This is a genomic window from Amycolatopsis sp. NPDC026612 (assembly GCF_040638285.1).
Taxonomy (GTDB): Bacteria; Actinomycetota; Actinomycetes; order Mycobacteriales; family Pseudonocardiaceae; genus Amycolatopsis.
On sequence record NZ_JBEZYB010000003.1, the window covers coordinates 17008 to 41433 of the forward strand.

At 72.2% G+C, this 24426-nt stretch carries 24 protein-coding genes; 19 read left to right on the forward strand and 5 right to left on the reverse strand.

The features are described 5' to 3' along the window. Positions 1–119 precede the first annotated feature (119 nt). The 3 genes from AB0F15_RS03975 (at position 120) to AB0F15_RS03985 (ending at position 2636) form a co-directional block, all read left to right on the forward strand. Entirely contained in the window at positions 120–1703 is a 1584-nt protein-coding gene (locus AB0F15_RS03975) for a SpoIIE family protein phosphatase (protein ID WP_360264793.1), read from the forward strand. 86 nt (positions 1704–1789) lie between these two features. Continuing rightward, complete coding sequence (locus AB0F15_RS03980; protein WP_360264796.1) at positions 1790–2332, forward strand: type 1 glutamine amidotransferase domain-containing protein; 543 nt, start codon at positions 1790–1792, stop codon at positions 2330–2332. Positions 2333–2471: 139 nt separating this feature from the next. Then, on the forward strand, positions 2472–2636 hold the full coding sequence (locus tag AB0F15_RS03985; RefSeq protein ID WP_360264799.1) for a hypothetical protein: 165 nt from the start codon (positions 2472–2474) through the stop codon (positions 2634–2636). A 234-nt stretch (positions 2637–2870) separates the two neighbouring features. On the opposite strand, the gene AB0F15_RS03990 is transcribed toward AB0F15_RS03985, so the two are convergent. Continuing rightward, positions 2871–3281, reverse strand: a complete 411-nt coding sequence (locus AB0F15_RS03990; protein ID WP_360264801.1) for a hypothetical protein — start codon at positions 3279–3281, stop codon at positions 2871–2873. A gap of 155 nt (positions 3282–3436) precedes the next feature. Here AB0F15_RS03990 and AB0F15_RS03995 point away from each other — a divergent pair, with 155 nt between their 5' ends. The 5 genes from AB0F15_RS03995 to AB0F15_RS04015 all read left to right on the forward strand — a co-directional run bounded on the left by AB0F15_RS03995 (position 3437) and on the right by AB0F15_RS04015 (position 7217). Beyond that, positions 3437–3862 carry a helix-turn-helix domain-containing protein gene (locus tag AB0F15_RS03995; protein WP_360264804.1) on the forward strand — a complete coding sequence of 142 codons (426 nt, stop codon included), beginning with the start codon at positions 3437–3439 and terminating at the stop codon, positions 3860–3862. Next, positions 3859–4713, forward strand: a complete 855-nt coding sequence (locus AB0F15_RS04000) for an alpha/beta fold hydrolase (protein WP_360264807.1) — start codon at positions 3859–3861, stop codon at positions 4711–4713. The genes AB0F15_RS03995 and AB0F15_RS04000 overlap by 4 nt, the downstream gene beginning before the upstream one ends. Next, positions 4710–5072 (forward strand): DUF4180 domain-containing protein, encoded by a 363-nt coding sequence (locus AB0F15_RS04005; protein ID WP_360264810.1) that lies wholly within the window; start codon positions 4710–4712, stop codon positions 5070–5072. The genes AB0F15_RS04000 and AB0F15_RS04005 overlap by 4 nt, the downstream gene beginning before the upstream one ends. A gap of 58 nt (positions 5073–5130) precedes the next feature. Next, a complete protein-coding gene (locus tag AB0F15_RS04010) occupies positions 5131–6237 on the forward strand; it encodes a hypothetical protein (protein ID WP_360264813.1) in 1107 nt (368 codons plus the stop codon). Positions 6238–6377: 140 nt separating this feature from the next. Beyond that, positions 6378–7217 carry an SAM-dependent methyltransferase gene (locus AB0F15_RS04015; protein ID WP_360264816.1) on the forward strand — a complete coding sequence of 280 codons (840 nt, stop codon included), beginning with the start codon at positions 6378–6380 and terminating at the stop codon, positions 7215–7217. Between the two features lie 39 nt (positions 7218–7256). Here AB0F15_RS04015 and AB0F15_RS04020 read toward each other — a convergent pair whose 3' ends face one another. After that, positions 7257–8090: an aldo/keto reductase gene (locus tag AB0F15_RS04020; protein WP_360264819.1), complete on the reverse strand. Its 834-nt coding sequence runs from the start codon at positions 8088–8090 to the stop codon at positions 7257–7259. Positions 8091–8537: 447 nt separating this feature from the next. Between AB0F15_RS04020 and AB0F15_RS04025 the strand changes: the two genes are divergently transcribed. From AB0F15_RS04025 to AB0F15_RS04055, 7 genes are read left to right on the forward strand one after another with little or no spacing between them, the layout of a single operon-like run. After that, complete coding sequence (locus AB0F15_RS04025; RefSeq protein ID WP_360264821.1) at positions 8538–9659, forward strand: inositol-3-phosphate synthase; 1122 nt, start codon at positions 8538–8540, stop codon at positions 9657–9659. After that, complete coding sequence (locus AB0F15_RS04030; protein ID WP_360265565.1) at positions 9656–10483, forward strand: SCO3242 family prenyltransferase; 828 nt, start codon at positions 9656–9658, stop codon at positions 10481–10483. The genes AB0F15_RS04025 and AB0F15_RS04030 overlap by 4 nt, the downstream gene beginning before the upstream one ends. After that, complete coding sequence (locus tag AB0F15_RS04035; protein ID WP_360264824.1) at positions 10480–11301, forward strand: sugar phosphate isomerase/epimerase family protein; 822 nt, start codon at positions 10480–10482, stop codon at positions 11299–11301. Before AB0F15_RS04030 ends, AB0F15_RS04035 begins: the two co-directional genes overlap by 4 nt. Further along, positions 11298–11843 carry an EboA domain-containing protein gene (locus AB0F15_RS04040; RefSeq protein WP_360264827.1) on the forward strand — a complete coding sequence of 182 codons (546 nt, stop codon included), beginning with the start codon at positions 11298–11300 and terminating at the stop codon, positions 11841–11843. The genes AB0F15_RS04035 and AB0F15_RS04040 overlap by 4 nt, the downstream gene beginning before the upstream one ends. Then, positions 11843–12694, forward strand: a complete 852-nt coding sequence (locus tag AB0F15_RS04045; RefSeq protein ID WP_360264830.1) for a TatD family hydrolase — start codon at positions 11843–11845, stop codon at positions 12692–12694. The genes AB0F15_RS04040 and AB0F15_RS04045 overlap by 1 nt, the downstream gene beginning before the upstream one ends. After that, positions 12691–13818, forward strand: coding sequence for a metabolite traffic protein EboE (gene eboE / locus AB0F15_RS04050; protein WP_360264833.1), 1128 nt, complete (start codon positions 12691–12693; stop codon positions 13816–13818). The genes AB0F15_RS04045 and eboE overlap by 4 nt, the downstream gene beginning before the upstream one ends. After that, a complete protein-coding gene (locus tag AB0F15_RS04055; protein WP_360264836.1) occupies positions 13815–15194 on the forward strand; it encodes a nucleotide pyrophosphatase/phosphodiesterase family protein in 1380 nt (459 codons plus the stop codon). Before eboE ends, AB0F15_RS04055 begins: the two co-directional genes overlap by 4 nt. Before the next feature lie 57 nt (positions 15195–15251). Here AB0F15_RS04055 and xylA read toward each other — a convergent pair whose 3' ends face one another. Continuing rightward, positions 15252–16400, reverse strand: a complete 1149-nt coding sequence (xylA, locus tag AB0F15_RS04060) for a xylose isomerase (RefSeq protein WP_360264839.1) — start codon at positions 16398–16400, stop codon at positions 15252–15254. A gap of 99 nt (positions 16401–16499) precedes the next feature. On the opposite strand from xylA, the gene AB0F15_RS04065 reads away from it, so the two are divergent. Next, positions 16500–17657, forward strand: a complete 1158-nt coding sequence (locus tag AB0F15_RS04065; protein ID WP_360264842.1) for an ROK family transcriptional regulator — start codon at positions 16500–16502, stop codon at positions 17655–17657. A gap of 76 nt (positions 17658–17733) precedes the next feature. Here AB0F15_RS04065 and AB0F15_RS04070 read toward each other — a convergent pair whose 3' ends face one another. After that, positions 17734–20967, reverse strand: coding sequence for a S8 family serine peptidase (locus tag AB0F15_RS04070; protein ID WP_360264845.1), 3234 nt, complete (start codon positions 20965–20967; stop codon positions 17734–17736). Positions 20968–21505: 538 nt separating this feature from the next. Between AB0F15_RS04070 and AB0F15_RS04075 the strand changes: the two genes are divergently transcribed. Continuing rightward, positions 21506–22954 carry an amidohydrolase family protein gene (locus AB0F15_RS04075; protein ID WP_360264848.1) on the forward strand — a complete coding sequence of 483 codons (1449 nt, stop codon included), beginning with the start codon at positions 21506–21508 and terminating at the stop codon, positions 22952–22954. Here AB0F15_RS04075 and AB0F15_RS04080 read toward each other — a convergent pair. After that, on the reverse strand, positions 22938–23405 hold the full coding sequence (locus AB0F15_RS04080; RefSeq protein WP_360264850.1) for a MarR family transcriptional regulator: 468 nt from the start codon (positions 23403–23405) through the stop codon (positions 22938–22940). The genes AB0F15_RS04075 and AB0F15_RS04080 overlap by 17 nt on opposite strands. Before the next feature lie 63 nt (positions 23406–23468). Here AB0F15_RS04080 and AB0F15_RS04085 point away from each other — a divergent pair, with 63 nt between their 5' ends. Continuing rightward, the gene (locus AB0F15_RS04085; protein ID WP_360264853.1) at positions 23469–23837 is read left to right on the forward strand and encodes a VOC family protein; all 369 of its coding nucleotides are present in this window, start codon (positions 23469–23471) and stop codon (positions 23835–23837) included. A gap of 86 nt (positions 23838–23923) precedes the next feature. Then, positions 23924–24403: a DUF2127 domain-containing protein gene (locus AB0F15_RS04090; RefSeq protein WP_360264855.1), complete on the forward strand. Its 480-nt coding sequence runs from the start codon at positions 23924–23926 to the stop codon at positions 24401–24403. Positions 24404–24426: the final 23 nt, after the last annotated feature.

A 24426-nucleotide genomic window follows, 5' to 3' on the forward strand; every position in this document is an offset into this window, starting at 1 on the left:
GACCATGCGCCGGCCATGGTCGTCGACCCAGCGTGCCACGCTTCGTCCTACACTTCGAGCCAGCCCGCCCGCTCACGCGGTAGCCGTGCGACAGCAGTCCGGAGGCAGGAGGTCCGTGCATGGTGTCACGTCCGGCCCCGGCTTCGACGGCCCTGCCGCCGATGACCGGTGACGGCGGGCCGCCGGGCTTCGACGCGTTCGCCCGTGCCGTCCTCGAAGACGTGCGCGACGCGGTGTTCCTGCAGGACAGCGCCGGTGTGGTCCGCTGGGCGAACCCCGCGGGGCGGCTGCTGACCGGCGGCGCCGAGCCGCGGCTCCACCCGGCCACCGAGACCTCGGCACAGCCGGTCGAAGGCCACGTCGAAGTGGCCGGCCACCACCGCCCGGCCCGGATCCGCGCCCTGCCCGGTGGCTGGCACGCCTGGACCGTCACCGGCCACGGGGAGGACGGCACGGTGACCGCCCGGCGGCACGTCGGCGACTTCCTGGCCGAGGCCGGCCCCCGGCTGGCCGTCGCGCACGGGCGGCACGGCACCGCCAGGGTGATCGCCGAGCTGGCCGCGTCCGCGCTGGCCGAAACCGTCTTCGTGCTGCTGCCGACCACCCGCGGCCGGTGGGAGTGGTGGAGCTGCGAGCGGCCGGCCGCGCAGGGGCACGGCCGGATCCGGCGGGTGCCTGCCCAGCTCGCGCCGGTGCTGGCGGCGACGTTCGGCGCCGCCGGGCGCCCCCGGCTGGCCCCGGTGCCCGCGGCCGAGGTCGCCGCGCTGCCGTCGGTCGTCGCCGACCGGTTCGCCGGGTCCGCCGACGTCTCGGTCGTCTCGCTCGGGCCGGGTGCGAGCGCCGAGGTCACCGGCGCCCTGCTGCTGGGGCGCGGGGGCGACCCCGAGTTCGGTGCCGAGCAGGCCCGTGCGGTGGTCGAGTTCGCCGCGGCGGCGGGGACGGCCTTGGCCAACGCCCAGCGCTACGCCCGCCAGGAAGAGGCGACCCGCGGCCTGGAAACGACCCTGCGCCCGATCGACCCGCCGGAGCTCGACGGCGCCCGGTTCGAGACCTGGTACGAGCCGGCGGGCGGCGTCCTCTCCGTCGGCGGCGACTTCTTCGACGTCCTCGCCCACGAGGACGGCAGCGCCTTCCTGGTGCTCGGCGACGTCTGCGGCAAGGGACCCGAGGCCGCGGCGCTGACCGGCCGGGTCCGGCACGCGCTGACCGCGCTGGCCATGGTCGAACGCGACGGCCGGACCCTGCTGCGGCTGCTCAACGAACTGCTCATCGCCGGCGGCAGCAGCCGGTTCGCCACCCTGGTGCTCGGCACCGCCCGGCCCTCGGCCGGTGGCGTCGGCCTGACCCTGGCCTCCGGCGGCCACCCCGCGCCGCTGATCGTCCGCCGGTCGGGTGTGGTGGAGGAGGTCACCGTCCCGGGCACGCTGGTCGGCATCTCGCCGCAGGCCCGGTTCGCCGAGGCGGAGGTGCGGCTCGAGCGCGGCGACGTCTGCCTGCTCTACACCGACGGCATCACCGAGGCCCGCAACCGCCACGACCCGACGGAGCTCTTCGGCGACGACCGGCTGCGCGCGGTGCTCACGGCCGCGGCGGGCGAACCGGCCCGCGAGGTGGTGCGGCGGCTGCGCCAGGCCGTGCGCGACTGGCTCGGCAGCTCGGCTCACGACGACATCGCCGTGCTCGCCGTGGAATGTGTCGACTGAGCTCACTGTCCTTTGTGGACCGCGTTTGGCCCGCCGTGGAGGGGGTAACTACCCCGGTGCACCCAGTTCCCGACGGAGGAGCCCCTATGGCGAACGCATTGCAAGGACGCCGGGTCGCGATCCTGGCCGCGGACGGCGTCGAACAGGTCGAGCTCGAAAAGCCGCGCCAGGCCGTCCTCGACGAGGGCGCGACGGTCGAGCTGGTGTCGCTGGACACCGGTGAGATCCAGGCGATGAACGGCGACATCGACAAGGGCGACCGGTTCGCGGTGGACCGGAAGGTCGCCGACGTCGAAATCGGCGATTTCGACGCCCTGCTGCTGCCCGGCGGCACGATGAACCCCGACAACCTGCGCACGGACCCCGCCGCGGTCAAGTTCGTCGGCGACTTCGTGCGCGCCGGCAAGCCGGTCGGGGTGATCTGCCACGGTCCGTGGACGCTCGTCGAAGCGGATGTCGTCCGTGGTCGCACGCTGACGTCGTACCCGAGCATCCGGACCGACATCCGTAACGCCGGCGGCACGGTCGTCGACGAAGAGGTTGTAGTGGACAACGGACTGGTTTCCAGCCGGAACCCGGACGACCTGCCGGCCTTCTGCCGGACGGTCGTGAAGGAGTTCGCGGGCTGAAGCCCCGGATGTCACAGGTCCTCTGTGGACGTTCACCCGACCGTGTGTTAAGTCCCGCTTAAATCTGTTGGCTTTCGGCGCCGCAGCGGAGCACGCTGAGAGGGTGACCGGAATCGCCCGTGGAGAGGAGGTGGACGCGATGACTGTGCACGCAAGGCGCTACGGCCGCTGGTGCCGTGAACACTTCGACGCGATCGCCGCCGAGGGCGTTCCCGCACCCCGGGGTGGCGAACCCGCCGGCCAGGCCCTGCCCGAACCCGAGCCGGAGCCCGTCCAGCCGGGTGCCGACCAGCCCCCGCGCTGACGGACCCACAAAGCTGACAGACCCACGAAGAAGGCCTCCCCGGCTCCGAGCCGGGGAGGACTCCGGCAAAGTCGGTCGCTGTGGCGCGCCGCCGGTGCAGCCAACTCGCCGCCGGGAACGGCCAACTCATCGGGAGCCCGGGCGAGTTGGCCGCGGCGGGCGGTCAGTTGGCCGGACGCGACCGTGAAAGAAGGCCTCCCCGGATCGGGGAGGCCTTCTTTCGCGCCGGGGAGGTCAGCGGTAGCTGCGCCGGTACCAGACCCGCCGGGGGCCGGGCACGCCGATGCGGGTGATGACGTCGGTCAGGATGGCGCCGATGACGAGCCAGAGGACGGCGGCGAGGCCGTCGTTGAGGAACGTCCGCAGCCCCTCCGAGTCCGGTGTGAAGAGGTTGCGGAGGCCGAGCGACACGCCCGCCGACCACTCCGAAATCAGGTGCGCGAAGCCGTTCGCCGAGTTCGCCGAGCCCAGCACCAGCACGATGTGCACGGCCAGGACCAGCGCGAACACCGCGCAGACGAGGTGGATGAGGGCGTTGATGGTGCGCACGACCCGGATGCGCGGGTGGGTGCGCTCCACGATCTCTTCGGCCGGTGCGGGCTCGTACGGCGTTCCGTACGGCTCCGGGGGCGGGGGATACGGCATCGTCGGCGCCGTCCTTTCGACTGTCCGATATGGACGTATCTGGCAAGCGGAAACAACACTCTGGAATACCCGTCACCCGCCTGAGCGAACCGCTTACTCCGTAAACTTCCTCGTGATGGGCATGATAGGGTAGTTTGGGGAATGCAAGGAGGGTCATGGCGCAGGACGTCTACTCCGTCGAACAGGTGGCCGCGAAGCTCGGCCTGCACGTCCGGACGGTGCGGAACTACGTGCGGGACGGGCGGCTGAAGGCGGTCCGGATCGGCAAGCAGTACCGGATCACGGCCGAGGACCTCGCGGCCTTCACCGGGCTGCCGGTCGCCGAGCGGGCCGCGGCGCCGACCGCCGAGCTGTCGGGGGTCGCCGAGATCGGCGGCGTCGACCGGGCGGCGGCCGACCGGATCGCCACCATGGTCGTGGCCTCGGTGAACGGGCCGCGGGACGGCGGTGAGCGGCCCCTGCGCGTCGAAACCATCTACGACGGGGAGCGCTCCACCATGAAGATCATCGTGCTCGGCGACCTGGCCGCCGGCGCCGACCTGCTGCGCTGGGTCGCTTCCGTCACCGAGAACCTGACGTGACCGCGATCTACCGGTCGGCGGCCGGGGCGGCGGCGGTCCGCGACCGCTACGACACGCTCTTGGACCGCTGGCCGGTGCCGTCCGGGCGGCGCACGGTGCGCACCCGGCTCGGCGCCACCTTCGCCGTGGTGTCCGGGCCGGTGGACGCGCCGCCGGTCGTCGCGCTCCAGGGTTCCGGCGGGACCGCCGCGCACTGGCTGCCGGACATCGCCACACTGGCCGGGCGGCTGCGGGTGTACGCCGTCGACGCGCCCGGCGAGCCGGGCCGGACGGCCGAGGCGCGGCCCCCGCTCACCTCGCCCGCTTACGCCGAATGGCTCGACGACGTCCTCGACGCGCTCGAACTGCCGCGCGCCGCCTTCCTCGGCACCTCGCTGGGCGGCTGGTGGGCGCTGGACCACGCGCTGCGGCGTCCCGCCCGGGTCACCGCGCTGGCACTGGTCAACCCGGCCGGGATCGGCCGGCGCCGGATCGCGCCGCTGCTGAAGTTCGCCGGGTACCGCCTCTTCGGCGCCTGGGGACGGCGCCGGTCGCTCGCCATGGTCGCGAAGGGCAGCCCCGCCGACCCGGGGCGGCGCGCGGTCGGCGAGTTCACGTTCGCGACGTTCGAGCACTTCAAACCGCGGCTGGAGGCGATCCCGGTGGTCCCGGTCGAGCGCCTCCGCACCCTCGCCATGCCGACGCAGGCCCACTTCGGCGCGCACGACGTCCTGCTGGACCAGCGGGACGCGGCGGCGAAGCTGCGGGAAGCCGTGCCGCACGCCGACGTCCGGCTGGCCGAGGACGCCGGGCACTTCCTGCCGGGCTGGGCCGGCTCCGTGGTCACGTTCCTGGAAGGAGAGCGCTCGTGATCGAGCAGCGCCACGGCACCGGGGTGTGGTTCGAGCCCGCCGGGGGGCCGGAGCTGGCCACCGAGCAGGACGCCGTCGACCTGATCGGCGCCACCTACGGCCGAGGCGCCGACGTCTTGGTCGTGCCGGTCGAGCGGTTCCCCGCCCGGTTCTTCGACATGCACGAAAAGCTCATCGGGCACTTCTTCTCGAAGATCGTCCAGTACGGCTACCGGCTGGTGCTCCTCGGCGACGTCCGCCGGCACGTCGAGGCGAGCACCGCGTTCCGCGACGTCGTCCGCGAATCGAACCGTGGCAAGGACGTCTGGTTCGTAGCCGACTTGGCGGAGCTGGACGCCCGGCTGGCCGCACCGCGCTGAGCCGCGCGGCCGAACTCCGCGCGGGGTGGGCAACCCCCGCCCCGCGCGGGACGTCCAGGTGATCATGAGAATCCCCCGGCGCTGTGCGCTGCTGGTGTCCGTCCTCGCCCTCCTGGCGGCCTTCGCTTCGCCCGCGACGGCGGCCGCACCGGTGTTCCCGCAGGGATTCCAGCCCGCCTCGACGAGCTGGACCGGCCCGGAGACCGGGTACCTCCTGGGGTACTCGCCGTGCGCGAAGACGTGGTGTCCGGCGTTGCTGGGCACCACCGACACCGGACGGCACTGGCGGCGGCTGGGCACACCGCCGGTCCCGCTGCCGGACAACCACAACCACGTCGCGCTGACGGCCGCCGGCGGCCGTGTCCTGTACGTCAGCGACGGCGTCCACGTGCGCACGACCCGCGACGGCGGCGCCACCTGGCACCCGGTCACCCTCATCGGCGCGCGAGAGCCGTACTACCTGGCGAAGATCGCCGAAACCGGCGGCCGCGTCTTCGCCATGCTGACCGCGTACGGCGAGGGCCGCGGCTCGACCCGGCTGTACTCGGCGACCGCCGGCTCGCCGGTGCTGGCCCCGGTGCCCGGGTTCGCGGTCACCGGCGGGCTCACCTACGGCGACCTGGCCGTCGGCGGCGGCCTGCAGGTCGCGCTCGGCGCGGACTACGGCATCGAGAAGTACTGGACCTCCCGCGACGGCGTCCGGTTCAGCCCGGCCGATCCGCCGTGCCCGGAGGGGGAGGTCGCCTCGCTCGCCGGGGTCCGCGAACGGCAGGTCGTGGCGTTGTGCAGCAGCAGTCCCGGCTCCCCGCAGCCCGGTTCGACCGAGCGGCAGCTGCGGCACGCGCCGCAGCTCGGCGCGCGGTTCGGCGGGGACGGCGCCGCGCCGTTCACCGGCATCAACCAGGGCTTCGACGCGGCCTCGCCGACGTCCGCGACGGTCGCGGCCGTGGGTGGCGGCGTCGGGTTCCTGCACAGCACGGCCGACGGTGGCCGCACCTGGACGACGCTCGCGCTGCCCGATCGCGGCTTCGCGCTGACCGATCTCGACTTCCCCGGCGGCGGGACCGGAGTCGTCGTCGACGGTCAGCCGGACGCCTACGGTGGCTCCGCCGTGTACCGGACCACGGATGGGGGACGCAGCTGGCGGGAACTGCGTTTCGAGTAGTTATCGCTGGCAGGCAAGGCCCTTGTGCCCGGTTCACTTGGTGAACCGCATGTCGTAATCTGAGCACTGTCCGTCGCCGGACACGGTGAGCGAGCCCGGGCAGGGGCGCCGTCGCCACGCGCAGAGTGGGAGAACAGCCGATGACGCCTGGCGACCTGCGGTCCGGAACCGAGGGCGGTGCGGCGGCCCTCGATTTCAGCAAGGCGAGCCTGGCCCGGCTGTCCGACGCGCTGCTCGGCGGCCACGACCACTACGAGGTCGACCGCGAAGCGATGCGGCGGCTGCTGGCCATCGCGCCCGGCGCCCGCGCGATGGCCAAGGAGCACCGGGACTGGCTGGTGCGCGCGGTGCGGTTCCTCGCCGGCAAACGCGGCATCGACCAGTTCCTCGACCTCGGGTCCGGCATGCCGACCGCGGAGAACACCCACGAGGTGGCCCAGCGGTACAACCCGGACGCGCAGGTGGTGTACGTCGACAACGACCCGGTGGTGCAGGTGCACGGGCGGGCGCTGCTCGAGGAGAACTACCTGACCCACGTCACCGGCGCCGACCTGACGCGGCCCGCCGAAACCCTCGCCGACGAGGTCGTCAACGAGTACCTCGACTTCTCGCGGCCGGTGGCGCTGATCCTCACGTCGATCGTCCACCACATCGACGACTACGACCGCGCGAAGGCGATCGTCGCGGAGTACGTCGACGCGCTCGCGCCCGGGTCGTTCCTGCTGCTCACGCACAACTTCGACCCGGAGGAGGACTCCCCGCGCCAGGAGCTGGCGCGGCTGCTGGAGACCAGTTTCCAGGGCACCGGGCTGGGCAGCGTCCACCGCACGCGCGAGCAGATCGCCGGGTTCTTCGAGGGCACCGAGCTGTTGCGGCCCGGGCTGGTCTACCTGCACGAATGGTGGCCGGACGGCCCCCGGCTGCACCCGCTGGGCGAGCTGAACTTCCTCACACTGGGCGGGGTTGCCCGCAAGCAGTGACCCCCGCCCCCGGCCGTGCCGGAGACGGGGGCGCGTGCCTCAGGCGGCGTTGAAGGTGTCCGGGTCGGGGCCGGTGCGCTCGCTGCGGTCCAGCGGGGTCAGCGACTCCAGCTCCTCCTCCGTGAGGGTGAACCCGAACAGGTCGAAGTTCTCCTCGATCCGGGACGGCGTGACCGACTTCGGAATCACGACGTTGCCCAGCTGCAGGTGCCAGCGCAGCACGATCTGCGCGGGCGTGCAGCTGTGCTGGACCGCCAGTTCGGCGACCACCGGGTCGCCGAGCAGGCTGCCGCCCTTGGCGAGCGGGCTCCACGCCTCGGTCGCGATGCCGTGCTTCGCGTCGAACTCGCGCAGTTCACGCTGCTGCAGGTAGGGGTGCAGCTCGACCTGGTTGACCGCCGGGGGGACGTCGGCGGCGTCGAGCAGGCGTTCGAGGTGCGCGGGCTGGAAGTTGGACACGCCGATCGCGCGGACCCGGCCGTCGGCGTGGAGCTTCTCGAACGCCTTCCACGTGTCGAGGTACTTGTCGCGGGCGGGCGTCGGCCAGTGGATCAGGTACAGGTCCAGCTGCTCCAGGCCCAGCTTGGCCATGCTGGAGTCGAACGCCTTGAGCGTCGAGTCGTAGCCCTGGGCGGAGTTCCACAGCTTCGTGGTGATGAAAAGCTCGTCGCGCGGGATGCCGGACTCGGCGATCGCCTGGCCGACGCCCTTTTCGTTGCCGTAGACGGCGGCGGTGTCGATGCTGCGGTAGCCCGTCTCGAGGGCGGCCTTCACGGCGGTGGCGGTCTCGTCGTCCGGGACCTGGAACACGCCGTAGCCGAGCTGCGGCATCCGCACGCCGTTGTTGAGTTCGATCGCGGGCACGCTGGTCACGAGGGTTCCTTTCGGTGAGGGATTCATCGGGTGGGTACCCGTTCCCCGCCCACGAAACTAGCCGGGGTGCGGCGGTCCGGCAGGCGGGAGAGCAGCGCCGCGGCACCGACCCCGGAGGGGCGGCCGGTGGGCCGGGCCCTGCCGCTGTCCCGCACTCAGCAAGAAGGGACATGTCGCGGCCCGTTCCACGGGGCAGACTGCCACGAAGCACGAGTTTCTGCCGGTATCGTCGAACCGGGGGCGAACATGGGGAAGACCGTCGGAGCAGGCCTGGCCACGCATGCGTTCCCCGGCGCGGTGCACCCCGGCCCGGCCTCGCGAGGGACCGAGGGAAACGCCGGCCCGGATCCGGCGATGTAGATCAAGTGCGCAACCCGCTCGCCGTCCTCACCGCGGCCGGGAGAGCGCTCGCGGCGAGCAGCTGAACTGGGGAAACTGGAGGAAATCATGGGGAGAATCGGTGTCTGGCTGATCGGTGCCCGCGGATCGGTGGCCACCACGGCCGTCGCCGGGGCCGCCGCCATGCGCGCGGGACTGGCCGCACGGACCGGCTGCGTGACCGAACTGCCGGACTTCGCCGGGGCCGAGCTGCCCGGCTTGGAGGACCTGGTCTTCGGGGGCCACGACGTGGTCGACACGCCGCTGGTCAAGCGGGCCGAACACCTCGCGGCGGCCGGCGTGCTGCCGCCGGCGCTGCCCGGCGCGGTCGCGGCCGAACTGGACGCGGCGGAGGCCCGGCTGCGCCCGGCGCCGTCCGGGGGCGGCCGCGCGGCGATCGACCGGATCGTCGCGGACCTGGCCGAATTCCGGGAGGGGCTGGACGCCGTCGTCGTCCTCAACGTCGCTTCCACCGAACCGCCGTGCCCGCCGCACCCGGCGCACGCTTCCCTGGTCGCCCTCGAAGCCGCGCTGGAGGCGGGGGAGGACGTGCTGCCGGCGAGCGCGCTGTACGCCTACGCCGCCTTCCGTGCCGGTTGTGGCTTTGTCGACTTCACGCCGTCCACCGGGGCACGCCTGCCCGCGCTCGACGAGCTGGCCCGCACCACGGGACAGCCGTACGCGGGCCGCGACGGCAAGACCGGCGAGACGCTGCTGCGGTCGGTGCTCGCGCCGATGTTCGCCCAGCGCGGCCTGAACGTCCTGTCCTGGTCGGGCACGAACCTGCTCGGCGGCGGCGACGGGGCCACGCTGGCCGACCCCGGCGCGGCGTCGAGCAAGAACGCGTCCAAGCAGCAGGTGCTCTCGCAGAACCTCGGCCGGGACGTCGACGGCGAGGTGCACATCGACTACGTGCCGGCGCTCGGCGACTGGAAGACCGCCTGGGACCACGTGCTGTTCGAAGGGTTCCTCGGTGCGCGCATGACGCTGCAGCTCACCTGGCAGGGCTGCGACTCGGCGCTCGCCGCGCCGCTGGTGCTCGACCTCGCCCGGCTGACCGGCAAGGCGTGCCGCGACGGCGTGGCCGGCCCGGTGGCCGAGTTCGGGTTCTTCTTCAAGGACCCCGCCGGCGCCGGCCCGCACGACCTCGCTTCGCAGTACACGGCCCTGCGCGAGTGGGCGCACCGGTGAAGGCGCTCGTCGAACTCGTCCGTGCCCCCGCCGCGCTGACCGTGCCCGGTGACGTCGTGGCCGGTGCCGCGGCCTCGGGCTGGCCGTTCGGCCGCCGCACCCTCGCCCTGACCGGCGCTTCGGTCTGCCTCTACTGGGCGGGCATGGCGCTCAACGACTACGCCGACCGCGAGCTCGACGCGGTCGAACGGCCGGAGCGGCCGATCCCGTCGGGCCGCGTCACACCGGGGACGGCGCTCGCCGTCGCCACCGGGCTGACCGCGGGCGGGCTGGGCATCGCCGCGGCCGCCGGGGGACGGCGGGCGCTGCGCGTCGCCCTGCCGCTCGCCGCGACCGTGTGGGCGTACGACTTCGTGCTCAAGAACACCGTGCTCGGCCCGGCCGCGATGGCCGCGACCCGGACCCTCGACGTCCTGCTCGGCGCGGGCGGGGCGAAGCCCGCGCTGCCTGCCGCGCTGACGGTGGGGGCGCACACCTACGCCGTGACAACGCTGTCACGGTCCGAAGTGGGCGGTGCGAAGCCGTTGCTGCCCGCGGCCACCCTGGCCGCGACGGCCGGCGTGGGTGTCGCGGCCGGCCGTGGCGGGCTGCTGGCCTCGGCGTTGCTCGGAACGTACGCCGTGACCACCGGCGGGGCCCAGTACGACGCCGTCCGCGACCCCGCCGCGGCGAAGATCCGGCGGGCGGTCGGCGCCGGGATCCACGGCATGATCCCGCTCCAGGCCGGGCTGATCGCGCGGACCGGCGCGTGGCGTTCGGCACTGGCCGTGGCCGCCGCGTTCCCCGTCGCGCGGGCGCTGAGCCGGAAGGTGTCGCCCACATGAGATTCGGCTACGGCACCAACGGTTTCGCCAACCACCGGCTCGGGGACGCGCTGCGCGTGCTGGCCGACCTCGGGTACGACGGCGTTGCGCTCACCCTCGACCACCAGCACCTCGACCCGTTCGGCCCGGACCTCGCCCGCCGCGTCGCCGAAGTCGCCGCCGACCTCGACCGGCTCGGCCTCGCCGTGGTGATCGAGACGGGCGCGCGGTTCCTGCTGGACCCGTGGCGCAAGCACTCGCCGACGTTCCTCGACCCCGACCGGGCCGGCCGGATCGGGTTCCTGACCCGGGCCGTCGAGATCGGGGCCGACCTCGGGGCGGAAGCCGTGTCCTTCTGGAGCGGCACCAAGCCCGCGGACCTCCCCGCCGAGGAAGCCTGGGCGCACCTGGTCGACGGCTGTGCGGACGTGCTCAAGGCCGCCGACGAACACGACGTCCGGCTGGGGTTCGAGCCGGAGCCCGGAATGCTGGTCGAGGACCTCGACGGGTATTTCGCGCTCTCGAGAAGGCTCGGCGACCCGGAGCGGTTCGGGCTGACGCTGGACATCGGGCACTGCCGCTGCAATGAGTCCGCATCCGTGCCCGACTGCGTCCGCCGCGCCCTGCCGCGGCTGGTCAACGTCCAGATCGACGACATGCGCCGCGGCACGCACGAGCACCTGGAGTTCGGCCGGGGCGAGATCGACTTCCCGCCGGTGCTGGCCGCGCTGGCGCCGTACTCCGGGCTCGTGGCCGTCGAGCTGCCGCGGGACAGCCACGCGGCCCCGCGGATCGCCCGGGAGTCGCTGGAATTCCTGCGGAAGGCGGTGGCCGCGTGACCGGCTGGCTGGAAAATGCCCTGTCCGACGTGGCCGCCGACGCAACGGCGTTGCGCACGGTCTTCCCCGCCGTCGGCCGCCGGGTCGGCCGGGGTCCGTCGGACGTGCCGGGCCGGACGGTCGACGACGTGGCCCGCGTCCGGCTCCTCGAAGCGGCCCCCGGTGCCGCGGCGGAGCTGCCCGGCCTCTACCGCTACGGCGACGCGGCGGAGAAGCGGGCCGTCCTGTACGGACTGTCCGTCGTGGACACCGGTGACGCCGGGGTGGAACTGGTCGCCGACGCCCTCCGCACCAACGACACCCGGCTCGTCACCGCGGCGATGGGCGAGTACGCCGCCACGCACCTCGAGGACGCCGCGTACCGGCACGGCGTCCTCAAGTGCGTCTTCATGGGCATCCCGCTGGCCGAGGTGGCCGGCCTGGACCGCCGGACCGACGGGGAACTGCTGTGCATGCTGCGGTCGTTCGCCGCCGAGCGCGCCGCCGCCGGCCGCGAAATCCCCGCCGACCTCCGGACGCTGCTGAACGAACAGGACGCCTGATGCGCATCTTCGATCCCCACATCCACATGAGCTCCCGGACCACCGACGACTACGCGGCCATGCACGCCGCCGGCGTCCGCGCGCTGGTCGAACCGGCGTTCTGGCTGGGCCAGCCGCGCACGAGCGTCGGCAGCTTCACCGACTACTTCGACGCCCTCGTCGGCTGGGAGCCGTTCCGGGCGAGCCAGTTCGGCATCGCCCACCACTGCACGATCGCGCTCAACCCCAAGGAGGCCAACGACCCGCGCTGCGTGCCGGTCCTGGAGCTGCTGCCGCGCTACCTCGAGAAGGACGGCGTGGTCGCTGTCGGCGAGATCGGCTACGACTCGATGACCGCGGAAGAGGACAAGGCGTTCGCCGCGCAGCTCGCCCTGGCGATCGACCACGACCTGCCCGCGCTCGTGCACACCCCGCACCGCGACAAGGCGGCCGGGACCGAGCGGAGCATCGCCGTCGTCCGCGAGTCGGGGATCGCGCCGGAACGCGTCGTCCTCGACCACCTCAACGAGCTGACCGTGCGGATGGTCAAGGAATCCGGCTGCTGGCTGGGCTTCTCCATCTACCCGGACACGAAGATGGACGAGGACCGGATGGTCGCGATCCTGCGGGAGCACGGCACCGAGCGCGTCCTGGTGAACTCCGCCGCCGACTGGGGCAAGAGCGACCCGCTCAAGACCCGCAAGACCGGCGACGCGATGCTGGCCGCCGGCTTCAGCGAGGACGACGTCGACCAGGTGCTGTGGCGCAACCCGGTGGCGTTCTACGGCCAGAGCGGGCGGCTCGCGCTGGAATCGGACCCTGCCGCCGCCGAGTTCGCGGGCAACTCGATCCTGCGGGGGGCACGCAAGTGAGGTTCCGGCACCGCGACGGCACGCTCGTGCACCTCGCGTACTGCACCAACGTGCACCAGGCCGAGGACCTCGACGGCGTGCTGGCCCAGCTCGCCCGCTTCGGCGAGCCGGTCCGCGACCGGCTGGGGGTGGACCGGCTCGGGCTCGGCCTCTGGCTGGCCCGGCCGGTGGCGAGCGAACTGGCCGCCGACCCCGCCGCGGTGGCCCGGCTGCGCGGCGAACTGGCCGCGCGCGGCCTGGAGGTCGTGACCTTGAACGGCTTCCCGTACCAGGGCTTCCACGACCCGGTCGTCAAGCACAAGGTCTACCGGCCGGACTGGTCGACGCCCGAACGGACGCGCTACACCCTGGATCTGGCGCGCTTGCTCGCCGAGCTGATGCCGGCCGACGTCGTGCGCGGCAGCGTCTCGACCCTGCCGCTCGGCTGGCGCACGGAATGGCGTGGCGACGACGGCCGGCTCGAGCTGCTCGCCAAGGGACTGGCGGCGCAGGAGCGCCCGGTGCGGGTGGCGTTCGAGCCGGAGCCGGGCTGCGTCATCGAAACCACCGCGCAGGCGGCGGCTTTGCTGTCCGAAGTGGACAAGGACTGGCTCGGTGTCTGCCTCGACACGTGTCACCTCGCGGTCGGTTTCGAGGACCCGGCGGCCGCGCTGGGCCGCCTCGACGCCGCCGGCCTCGACGTCGTCAAGCTCCAGGCTTCGGCGGCACTGGAGGCGCCGAACCCGGCCGATCCGGCGACACGGCGGGCCCTGCAGTCCTTTGTGGAACCCAGGTTCCTGCACCAGAGCAACGAAGGCGCCCCGCCCGGGGTCGACGACCTCGATGCCGCCCTCGCCGGTGGCCTGCCGGGCGCGTCGCCGTGGCGGGTGCACTTCCACGTCCCGCTGCACGCCGACCCGGCACCGCCGCTGACGTCGACCCGGCCGGTGCTGGCCGCGACACTGGCCGAACTGTTCGGCGGCGGCACCGCGCGTACCGACCACGTCGAGGTCGAGACCTACACCTGGCAGGTGCTCCCGGACGCACCCGCCGACGACGCCGGGCTGGTCGCGGGGATCGCGGCCGAGCTGGACTGGACCCGGCACGAACTGATCACCCTGGGCCTGGAAGAGGTTTCCCGATGAGTTTGCTGGTTCTCGACGTCGTGGGGCTGACGCCGCGGCTGCTCCCGCACATGCCGAACCTGCGCAAGATGGCTGAACCCGGCTTCACCGCGCAGCTCGACACGGTGTTCCCGGCGGTGACGTGCTCGGTGCAGTCGACGTTCCTCACCGGGCTGCAGCCGGCCGGCCACGGCATCGTCGGCAACGGCTGGTACTTCCGCGACCTCGGCGAAATCTTCCTCTGGCGCCAGCACAACAAGCTCGTGCAGGGGGACAAGTTCTGGGACGCCGCCCGCCGCGCGCAGGCCGGGCACCGGGTCGCCAACGTCTGCTGGTGGTACGCGATGGGCATGGACGTCGACCTGACGGTCACCCCGCGGCCGATCTACCACGCCGACGGCAAGAAGTCCCCGGACGCCTACACCCACCCGCCGCAGCTGCACGACCGGCTGGTCGGCGACCTCGGCGAGTTCCCGCTGTTCACCTACTGGGGCCCGACGGCCGCCATCACGTCGTCGAAGTGGATCATCGCCGCGGCGCGGAAGATCATGGCCGAGGACCGGCCCGACACCACGCTCGTCTACCTCCCGCACCTGGACTACGACCTCCAGCGGTTCGGCCCGGACGCGCCGCAGGCCGCGGCCGCGGCGCGGGAACTCGACACGGCTTTGCAGCCCCTGCTGGACTTCGCGGCCGCGGGCGGGCACACGGTCGTCGCGCTCTCGGAGTACGGCATCACGAACGCGAGCCGGCCGGTCGACATCAACCGCGCGCTGCGCCGTGCGGGCCTGCTCAACGTGTACGTCCAGGCGGGCATGGAGTACCTGGACCCGTGGACGTCGCGGGCGTTCGCGGTGGCCGACCACCAGGTCGCGCACGTCTACGTCGCCGACCCCGCCGACATCCCGCGGGTGCGGGACATCGTGGCCGGACTGTCCGGAGTGGACGTCGTCCTCGACCGTCCGGGGCAGGCGAGCATCGGGATCGACCACGAACGGGCCGGGGAACTGGTGGCGATCGCCGAGCCGGACGCCTGGTTCACCTACTATTACTGGCTGAGCGACGACCGCGCGCCGGACTTCGCGAAGACCGTCGAAATCCACCGCAAGCCCGGCTACGACCCGGCCGAGCTGTTCTTCGACCCGAACGATCCGGCGGTGAAGCTCAAGGCCGCGTCCGCGCTGGCCCGCAAGAAGCTCGGCCTGCGGTATTCGATGCAGGTCGTCCCGCTCGACCCCGCACCGGTGCGCGGCAGCCACGGGCGGCTGCCCGACTCGGCCGAGGACGGGCCGGTGTTCCTGTGCTCGGACCCGGCGTTCGCGCGCGAACGAATCCACGCCACCGAAGTGAAGGACCTCCTGCTGGCGGCTGCCGGGCTCACGCAGGCCGTCGAGTAAAGCCGTGAATGACCCATTCACGGACTAAGAAGCCGTGAATGGGTCATTCACGGACTTTCAGCGGACGCCGAAGAGGTGCTCCAGGGCGAGCTGGTTCAGTCGGGTGAAGTGGTAGCCGCGCTGGGCCGCCGCGTCGAGGTCGAAGTCGTCGTTCAGGATGTCGTCGAGCGTCTCGCCCGGCGCCAGCGTCGGCGTCGAGAGGTCCGGGACGCGCGACGCCGCCAGGGCTTCGGCGACCTCGGGGTCCTCGCGGAACTTGCGCGCCTTCTCCTTGAGGATCAGGTACGTCCGCATGTTCGCCGCCGCCGACACCCACACGTCCGCCGGGTCTTCGGTGCGCATCGGCTTGTAGTCGAAGTGGCGGGGGCCCTCGTAGCCGGCGTTCTCCAGCAGGTCGACCAGGAAGAACGCGCTCTTCACGTCGCCGTGGCCGAAGATCAGGTCCTGGTCGAACTTCGGGCCGTGCTGGCCGTTGAGGTCGATGTGGAACAGCTTGCCCTGCCACAGTGCCTGGGAGATGCCGTGCACGAAGTTGAGCCCGGCCATCTGCTCGTGCCCGACCTCCGGGTTCAGCCCGAACATCTCCGGCCGCGCGAGCTGCGAGATGAAGCCCAGCGCGTGCCCGATCGTCGGCAGCAGGATGTCGCCGCGCGGCTCGTTCGGCTTCGGCTCGAGCGCGAACCGCAGCGAGTAGCCCTTCTCGACGACGTAGTCGGCGAGCAGGTCGAGGCCCTCCTTGTAGCGGTCCAGCGCCGCGCGGACGTCCTTCGCGGCGTCGGACTCGGCGCCTTCGCGGCCGCCCCAGACGACGTAGGTCTCGGCGCCGAGCTCGGCCGCGAGGTCGAGGTTCCGGCGCACCTTCCCCAGCGCGTACCGCCGGATGTCGCGGTCGTTGCTGGTCAGGCCACCGTCCTTGAAGACAGGGTGGTTGAACAGGTTCGTCGTCGCCATCGGCACCTTCAGGCCCGTTTCGGCCAGCGCCTTGCGGAAGCGTTCGATCGCCTTGTCGCGGTCCGGCTCGGTGGCCAGCAGGTCGTCGTCGTGGAAGGTCACGCCGTAGGCGCCCAGCTCCGCGAGCCGGTGCACGCTCTCGACCGGGTCGAGCGGCGCCCGCGTCGCGACCCCGAACGGGTCGTTCGCCGGCCAGCCGACGGTCCAGAGGCCGAAGGTGAACTTGTCGGCCGGCTGGGGAGCGTAGTCGCTCATGACTGTCCCTTCATTTAGTTCACGTTGTAGACTAAATATGCGCCGCGGCGGTCCCCGGCGTCAAGAGGCCCGGTTAGAGTGCTTCGCGGGAGGGACACGATGACGCAGGCCGTGCGGCACGAAGAGATGCGCGCCCGCAACCTCGAGGTCGTGCTGGGTGCGGTCAGCCGCGGGGGCCCGCTCACCCGGGCCGCGCTCGCCGAGGTCACCGGGCTCACCAAGTCCACGGTTTCCAAGCTCGTCGGTGACCTGGTGGACGCGGGACTGCTCGCCGAAACCGGCCCCGCGCGGGCGGGTGAACGCGGCCGGCCGGGGGTGGCGGTCGTGCTCAGCGGGGCCCGCGTGGCGTCGCTGGGGCTGGAGATCAACGTCGACTACCTCGCGGTGCGCGTGCTCGACCTCACCGGCGGTGTCCGGTTCGCCGCCCGCCGTGACCGCGACAACCGCGGCTCCCGGCCGAAGAAGGTGCTGGGGGAGCTGCAGGCACTGGCCACGGACGCCCTCACCGAGTCTCACCGGCTCGGGCTGGAGGTGGCGGGTGCGGTGCTGGCGGTGTCCGGCCCGGTCGGCGACGGCGTCCTGTTCAGCGCCCCCAACCTCGGCTGGCAGGACGTCCGCCCGGCCGACCTGCTGCGGCTGCCCGTCCCGGTCGAGCTGGACAACGAAGCGAACCTCGCGGCGCTCGGCGAGCTCTGGTACGGCGACGGCGAACGCGACTTCCTCTACGTGTCCGGCGAAATCGGCATCGGCGCCGGCCTGGTCGTGAACGGCACGCTGTTCTCCGGTGCGACCGGCCTGGCCGGCGAGCTGGGGCACGTCGTCGTGGCCCCGGAGGGCGCGCTGTGCCGCTGTGGCGGCAGCGGGTGCCTGGAGACCTACGCCGGGCAGGAGGCGTTGCTGGCGGCGGGAAACGTGCCGTCGGTGCCGGCTTTGCTGGCCGCCCTCGAGCGGGGCGACGAGACGGCGCTGGCGGCGTGCGCGGCGGCCGGGCGCGCCCTCGGCATCGCGCTGACGTCGGCGGTGAACCTGCTGGACCTGGACCGCATCGTGCTGGGCGGGGTGTTCACCCAGCTGTACCCGTGGCTGTCCGGGCCGGTCTCGGAGGTGCTGGCGACGCGTCTCGGCGGCCTCCGCGGCACGCCCCCTGTCCTGTCAGCCTCCCGCCTGGGCGGCGACGCGGCCACGCTCGGCGCGGCCGGCCGGGTGGTCCACCGGGTCCTCGCCGATCCGGCGCCGTTCCTCACCCGGGCGTCGTGAGTGGTAATGAGGGTTAGAACCCTCATTACCACTCACGACAGCTTGCACCGAGCCAAAGCCGCGCTAACTCACCGGCCTAACTCACCGCGAGGATCTGCACCAGCGAGGAGCCGACCGTGACGCCGGTGTCGGTCTGCACGGTCAGCTGACCGCGCAGGATCCGGCCCGACGCGGGGGCGACCAGGGGGGTCACCGTCGCCGGCACCGTCCACGAACTGCCCGACGCGCGCAGGGCGTTCGCGTCGGTCACCGCGACCGAACCGAACGCCGGGTTGCTGAACACGTCGAGGTAGTCGTAGGCGGTGGTGCCGCCCGGCACCGCGTACCCGTCGACGAGCGCGACCCACACACCGGGCGCCGGGTTGGGCACGGTCACCGACTCCTCGGAGTCGCCGTCCGCGCTGACGCCCGCCTGCACGCAGGACCCGGTCGTGCAGTTGTAGAGCACCAGGTCGAGGTCCGTGCCCACGACGGCGGGGCTGCCGATCGTGGCGGTCAGCGACGTCGAACCCGGCGTCACCGCGATCTGGTACTGCTGCTGCGTGCCTTCGGTGATCGTCGGCCGCTGCGTCTTGGCACTGCCCAGCGTGGTGCCGGTCAGCTTGCCGGTGAACGCGCCGAGCGTGTTCTGCACGGTGTAGGACCGCGCGATCGGCGTGCCCGGCGTGGCCGAGGGGATGGTGTCCGGGTTCGGCGAGATCGCCGTGCCCAGCACCGAAGCCGACAGCTTGTACGGCGCTTCGTCCACATCGGACGTCCGCCGCGCTTCGACGACGATCTCCCACACACCCGGCAGCGGGTTGGCGATGGTCCGGCTGGTCGGCGTGCCGCCGGCGCAGCCCGCACCCGCGTCGGGCAGGTAGCACGCGGTCGTCGCGGTGCTGGCCTCGGCCGGGACCCCGGTCGGGTCGTACCGCAGGAACCGCACCTGGCCCTTGCCCGCGGCGCCGCCGCCGGCGTCCAGGTCCACCTTCAGCGCGCTGGCGCCCTGGGGCACCCGCACGAAGTAGCTGGTCGCCTGGTTGCGGGCGGCCTTGCCCGCGACGTCGACCTGGAAACCCTTGCCGGCGACGAACTCCTGCGGCGCGAAGACCGTGTTGAGGGTCTGCACGTCGATGCCGATGGTCAGCGGGTTGTCCAGGTAGAGCAGGGCCGAGTGGACCCCTGCGCTCTTCGGGTTGATCTTCACGTCGAACTTCACCGGCGTGTTCAGCGGCAGCACCACGGTGCCACCGGAGTTGAACGTGCCGTCGTTGCCGACCCACCGCACGAAGTACGGCACCGGGTGCGCCGAACCCGTGGTGCGGGTGATCGTGTAGGTCCGGGTGTAGGCCTTGCCCGTGGCCACGCCCTCGCGGTCGTGGATGCCCACGCCCGTGTTCGGCGTGGCCAGCAGGCCCGACTGGACGGTGTGCACCTCGACCGACGTCGAAACCGTGTCCGGCTTCGGGTTGAGCGAAAGCGCGACGAAGGCGGCGGGGACGTTGAACAGCCCCGCGCCCTGGGCGTACGCGCCGATGCCCGGCACGAACCGTGCGGTCGACTTGATCGCCGCGCGCAGCTGCGCCACCGGCGGCCGCTGGCCGTTGTGCGTCGCCTTGTACGCGCTCACCAGCAGCGCCGCCGCGCCGGTCGCCTGCGGCGCCGCCATCGACGTGCCCTGCAGCATCGCGTAGCCGGCGGGCAGGGTGTAGGTGCCGGGAACCGGGCTCGGCGCCGTCCACCGCGGGACGGTGGCGATGGCCGCGCCGGGCGCGATGATGTCCGGCTTGAAACCGCCGTCCTCACGCGGGCCGCGCGAGGAGAACGGGTGCATCGACTCGGGGTTCTTGGTGACCGAGCCGTAGTCCGCCAGCCAGGTCTCCTTGGTGATGTACGAGCCGACCGAGATCGCGTCCGTGGCCACCGACGGGTCGCCGACGGTGTTCGCCCCGGCGCCGCTGTTGCCCGCCGAGATGAAGATCTGGACGTTGTACTCGGCGATCGTGCGGTTGTAGAGCTCCGCGCGGGCGTTGTTGCCGTCGTTGAGGGCCGGCAGGCCGCCGATCGAGATGTTGATGACGTCGGCGCCGTGGCTGGCCGCGTAGACGACCCCGTCGATCAGGCCGGACGAGGTGCAGCCGGCGCTGGTGAGGCAGACCTTGACGGCCAGGACCTTCGCGCCCGGAGCGGCGCCGTCCATCTTGCCGCCGAACAGGTCGTTGCCGGTGGCGATGCCCGCGACGTGCGAACCGTGCTCCGCGCCGGCGATGCCGATGCCGACGAAGCCCGGCTTGTCGGTCTGGACCACGAAGGCCATCCGCTCGGCGATGTCGGTCGCCGGGTTGTCGGTGCCGAAGAAGCCGACGTCGTACTTCTTGTTGTAGTCGGTCATCGGCTTTTCGTCGGTGAAGTCACCGTTGCCGTTGAGGTCGACCCGGACCTCCTTGGTCGCCGGGTCGAGCAGCACGCCCCACGAGTCGGCGCGGTCGCCGTCGCGGTTGATGTCACCGCCGGTCTCGCTGTCCGCGGCGCCGAGGTCGCCCGCGGTCTCGCCGAACACGCCGAACGTGTACGGGCCGCCGGTCGCGGGGGCCGTCCAGGTCTTGCCGTTCGCGGTGAAGGTGCCGGTGTAGGTCTGGGTGGACTGCTTGACCCAGGTGCCGTCGCCGGAGTTGGTGGCGTTGGCGTTGTACCAGTCGACGATCTTGCGTTCGCCGTGGCTGGTGGTGGCCAGCGCGGGGGAGTCGAGGTCGACACCGGAGTCGAGCACGGCGACCGTGGCGTCCTTGCCGTCCCAGTTGGGCAGGACCTGGCCGAACTGGGCCGCGTAGGTGTCCCCGGTCGGCAGGTACGGGTTGACGCGCGGGGTGTTCTTGCCCGGGGCCGGCTGCGGCAGCGGGGTGGTGGCGCCCTCGGGCTTCGGGTCGTCGCGCACGATGAGCCCGTCGACGTCGACGGCGTTCACCGACTTGAGCTTCGCGGCCTTCTCCGCCTTGCCGGTCGGGATGCTGACCTTGACGTAGTCGAGCTTGGTGTCGGTGGACTGGACGACGCCGCCGAGGGCCTCGAGCTCGTTCACGGCGGTGCCGGTCTGCCCCTTTTCCGCGGCGATCAGCAGCGTGACGTCGGGTTTCCCGGCCTTCTCGGCTTCGGCGACGAGCGCGCGGTCGTGTTCGTCGAGGGTCTTGCCGTCGGCCGCGCCGTTGGTCGGCGGGGCCTGCTGGGCGGAGGCCACCGGGACCGCGACGCCGAGGACGGAGGCACCGAGTGCGGTGGCGAGGATGGTGATCCCGGCCCGCCGTCTCCAGCGCGATCTGTGCTGTTCCACTGAAACGACCCTTCGTGAAGATGTGCGTCCGAGCAGTACACAGGGTGAGATCTCCGGCAGCAATCAGACAGTTAGCCCATAGACCGCAATTGGTTGCGAGCCAAATGGCCTAATGCGCTGACCGGTTGAGCGGTCACCGGAAGCGCCCGTTTCCCGTGAAATCGGCGCCTTTATGGCCGCCCGGCGCCGCGACACCGCCATCCGGCTGGTCTGGTAACGCGGTGGGGGGAACCTGCGAACGGGACCACGGCCGGGGTTCGGGGAACCGCTCCCGGCGGGGGCTGGGGTTCGACCCACCAGGAGACACCGCGAGGCGAGGCCGGTACGCGCATTCCGCGTACCGGCCTCGCCCCGGGATTCGTGCGCGGCAACCGAGGGAGTCGAACCCTGCGCGGCTTGTGAAGGCGGCGCCCATGGACCGGCCCTGACCCTTCGGCGGGCGACGGCTGCCAGTGGTGACAACGGTAGTGGATACCCGGTTATTTCCCATCTCACGCTGTGCTTCACCCGGACGGGCGGGGCTGGCAAGGTGGTTCGCATGGATGATCTCCTGCTGCGCCGGGTTCGGCCGGGGCTCGGCGGCGGCCTCGCCGACGTCCGGGTGAACGACGGCCGGGTCACGTCGATCACCGAACCGGGCTCCGCGGGGTTCGCCGCGCGCGTGGTCGACGGTCACGGCGGGACGCTGCTGCCGGGGCTGGTCGACGCGCACGTCCACCTCCTGCAGTGGGCGACGTTCCGGCGGCGCATCCCGCTGGACGCGGCCCGGTCGGCGGCGGAGGCGATCGAGCTGCTGCTCGCGCACCTGCTGGCGACGCCCGCGCCGCAGGCGGAACTCGTCGTGGGCGCGGGATTCCGCGACGGGTTGTGGCCGGACAAGCCGCACAAGGACCTGCTGCAGCGGGCGTTGCCCGGGCGCGCGGTCGCGTTGTTCAGCGCGGACCTGCACACCCTGTGGCTGAGTCCGGCGGCGCTGAAGCTGATCGGCCGCGAGCACCCGACGGGCGTGCTCCTGGAGGGCGACTGCATGAGCGCGACGGCCCAGCTGCCGACCGCGGCGATCGACGTCCAGGACCGGTGGGTGGCGGAAGCGGTTTCCGCGGCGGCCGCGCGGGGCGTGACGCAGATCGTCGACTACGAGTACACGGACACGGTGGCGGACTGGACGCGCCGGGGCGCTCCGGCCGCGCGGATCTCTTGCGTGATCGCGAAGCACCTCCTGGACCAGACCATCGAGCGCGGCCACCGCACGGGCGACGTGCTGCCGGACTCCGGCGGGCTGCTCACGGTCGGGCCGTTCAAGCTCTTCGTCGACGGGTCCCTCAACACCCGCACGGCCTACTGCCACGACCCGTATCCGGGCGGGGATTCCCCGGGATCGCTGGAACTGCCGCCGTCCGCGCTGGTTCCGTTGCTGCGGCGGGCTTTCGACCACGGACTGCTCCCGGCGGTCCACGCGATCGGCGACCGGGCGAACACGATCGCCTTGGACGCGTTCGAGGAGGTCGGCTGTCCCGGCCGCATCGAGCACGCTCAGCTGCTTTCCCCGGACGACGTCCCGCGGTTCGCTTCGCTGGGGGTGATCGCGGGCGTCCAGCCGGCGCACCAGCCGGACGACCGCGATGTCGCCGACCGGCACTGGCACGGGCGCACTTCGCGGGCGTTCCCCTACCGGTCGCTGCTGGAGACCGGGGCGCGTCTGGAGTTCGGCTCGGATGCCCCGGTGGCCCCGCTGGACCCGTGGGACGGAATGGCCTCGGCGATTTCCCGCACGGACGACGACCGTCCGCCGTGGCACCCGGAGCAGGCGATCCCGTTCACGGAAGCACTGGCGGCCTCGTCCGGCGGCCGGCGCGGGGTGGTGGTGGGGGACATCGCGGACCTCGTGGTGACGGCGGCGGACCCGTCGGCGCTCTCGCCGGCGGACCTGCGCGCCCTCCCGGTGACGGCGACGATCCTCGGCGGGCACGTCACGCACCAGGTTTGAGCGGGCCGTCCTCGCCGTCGCGCAGGGAGCGGATCATGCTCTGCAGGATCCGGAACGCGGCCGACTGCTCGGTCCCGGTCAGGCCGGCCAGCATCCTGACCTCGACGGACCGGACCGCCACGGTCGCCTTCTCGAGGCTCCGCCTGCCGCGGGGCGTGAGCCGCGTGGGAAGGGCCTTCCCGACGGGTGCCTCCGCGGGCCTGGTCACGTAGCCCTCGCGTTCCAGGGTCTGGAGCAGCACGTTCATCGACTGCCGGGTCACGAACGCGCCGCGCGCGAGCTCGGAGTTCGACAGGCCCGGTCGTTGGGCCAGCAGTTCGAGGCAGGAGTAGCGCGGCACGTTCATCCCGAGCGGCCGCAGCACCTCCTCCATGGCCGCGCGGAGTGCGCTCGACGCCTCCTTCAGCAGGTAGCCCAGTGACGTCTGCAGGTCGACACCGTCTTGACTCATGTCAGGATTCTGACATAGAGTCGCCCGTGTCAGAACACTGACACGGAAAGAAGGAGCAGCACCATGCCCGTCACCGGCCCCGACTTCATCTCGCTCCAAGCGCGCGACCTCGACGCTTCGCAGGCGTTCTACGAGCGGTACCTCGGCCTCGTCCGCTCGCCGGCCGGACCTCCGCACGCGGTCGTCTTCGAGACGAAGCCGATCGCGTTCGCCCTCCGCGACGTCGTTCCCGGCACCGATCTCGCATCCGTCGCCCAGCCCGGCATCGGTGCCGCGATCTGGCTCCACGCCACCGACGTCCAGGTCATTCACGACGCTCTCGCCGCCGACGGTCACCCCATCGTCTCGGCGCCGATCGACGGGCCCTTCGGCCGGACCTTCACCTTCGCCGACCCCGACGGCTACCAGGTCACCCTCCACGACCGCGCCTGACCGGGCCCTCGGCGAAGCTCGGCGTGATGATCACCCGGCGGGGGCCTCCCCGTGCGCCACTCCGCCGTATCTGCTGAGCTGGAGGCATGTCCGACCAAAAACCGACGGCGACCGAGCGCTTCTTCCGCATCGCGATCGCACTCAAGGGCCTCGACGGCGCACTGCAGGTCGTCGGGGCGCTGGTCCTCGCGTTCGTCCCGGCGGCGGCCGTCAGCGGATTCACCCACGCCGTGATCACCCGCGACCTGCTCGGCGACCCCTCGGGCACGCTCGCGCGCCACCTCGAGTCGGCGACGGAGAACTTCCTCCACGGCGACACGAAGACGTTCGCCGTCGCGTACCTGCTCGCCCACGGGCTGATCAAGCTCGGTCTCGTGTGGGCACTGGCGCGCAAGATCGTCCGCGCCTACCCCGTGGCGGCGGTCGTCCTCGCCGCGTTCGTCGTCTACGAGATCTTCCGCGCGGTGCACACCCACTCGATCGCGTTGCCGTTCTTCGCCGCGCTCGACGTCGTGATCATCGTCCTGGTGCTGCGGGAGTACCGGCAGCTGAAGCGCGCCGCCTAGGTGATCGTCGATCATGGTGCCTG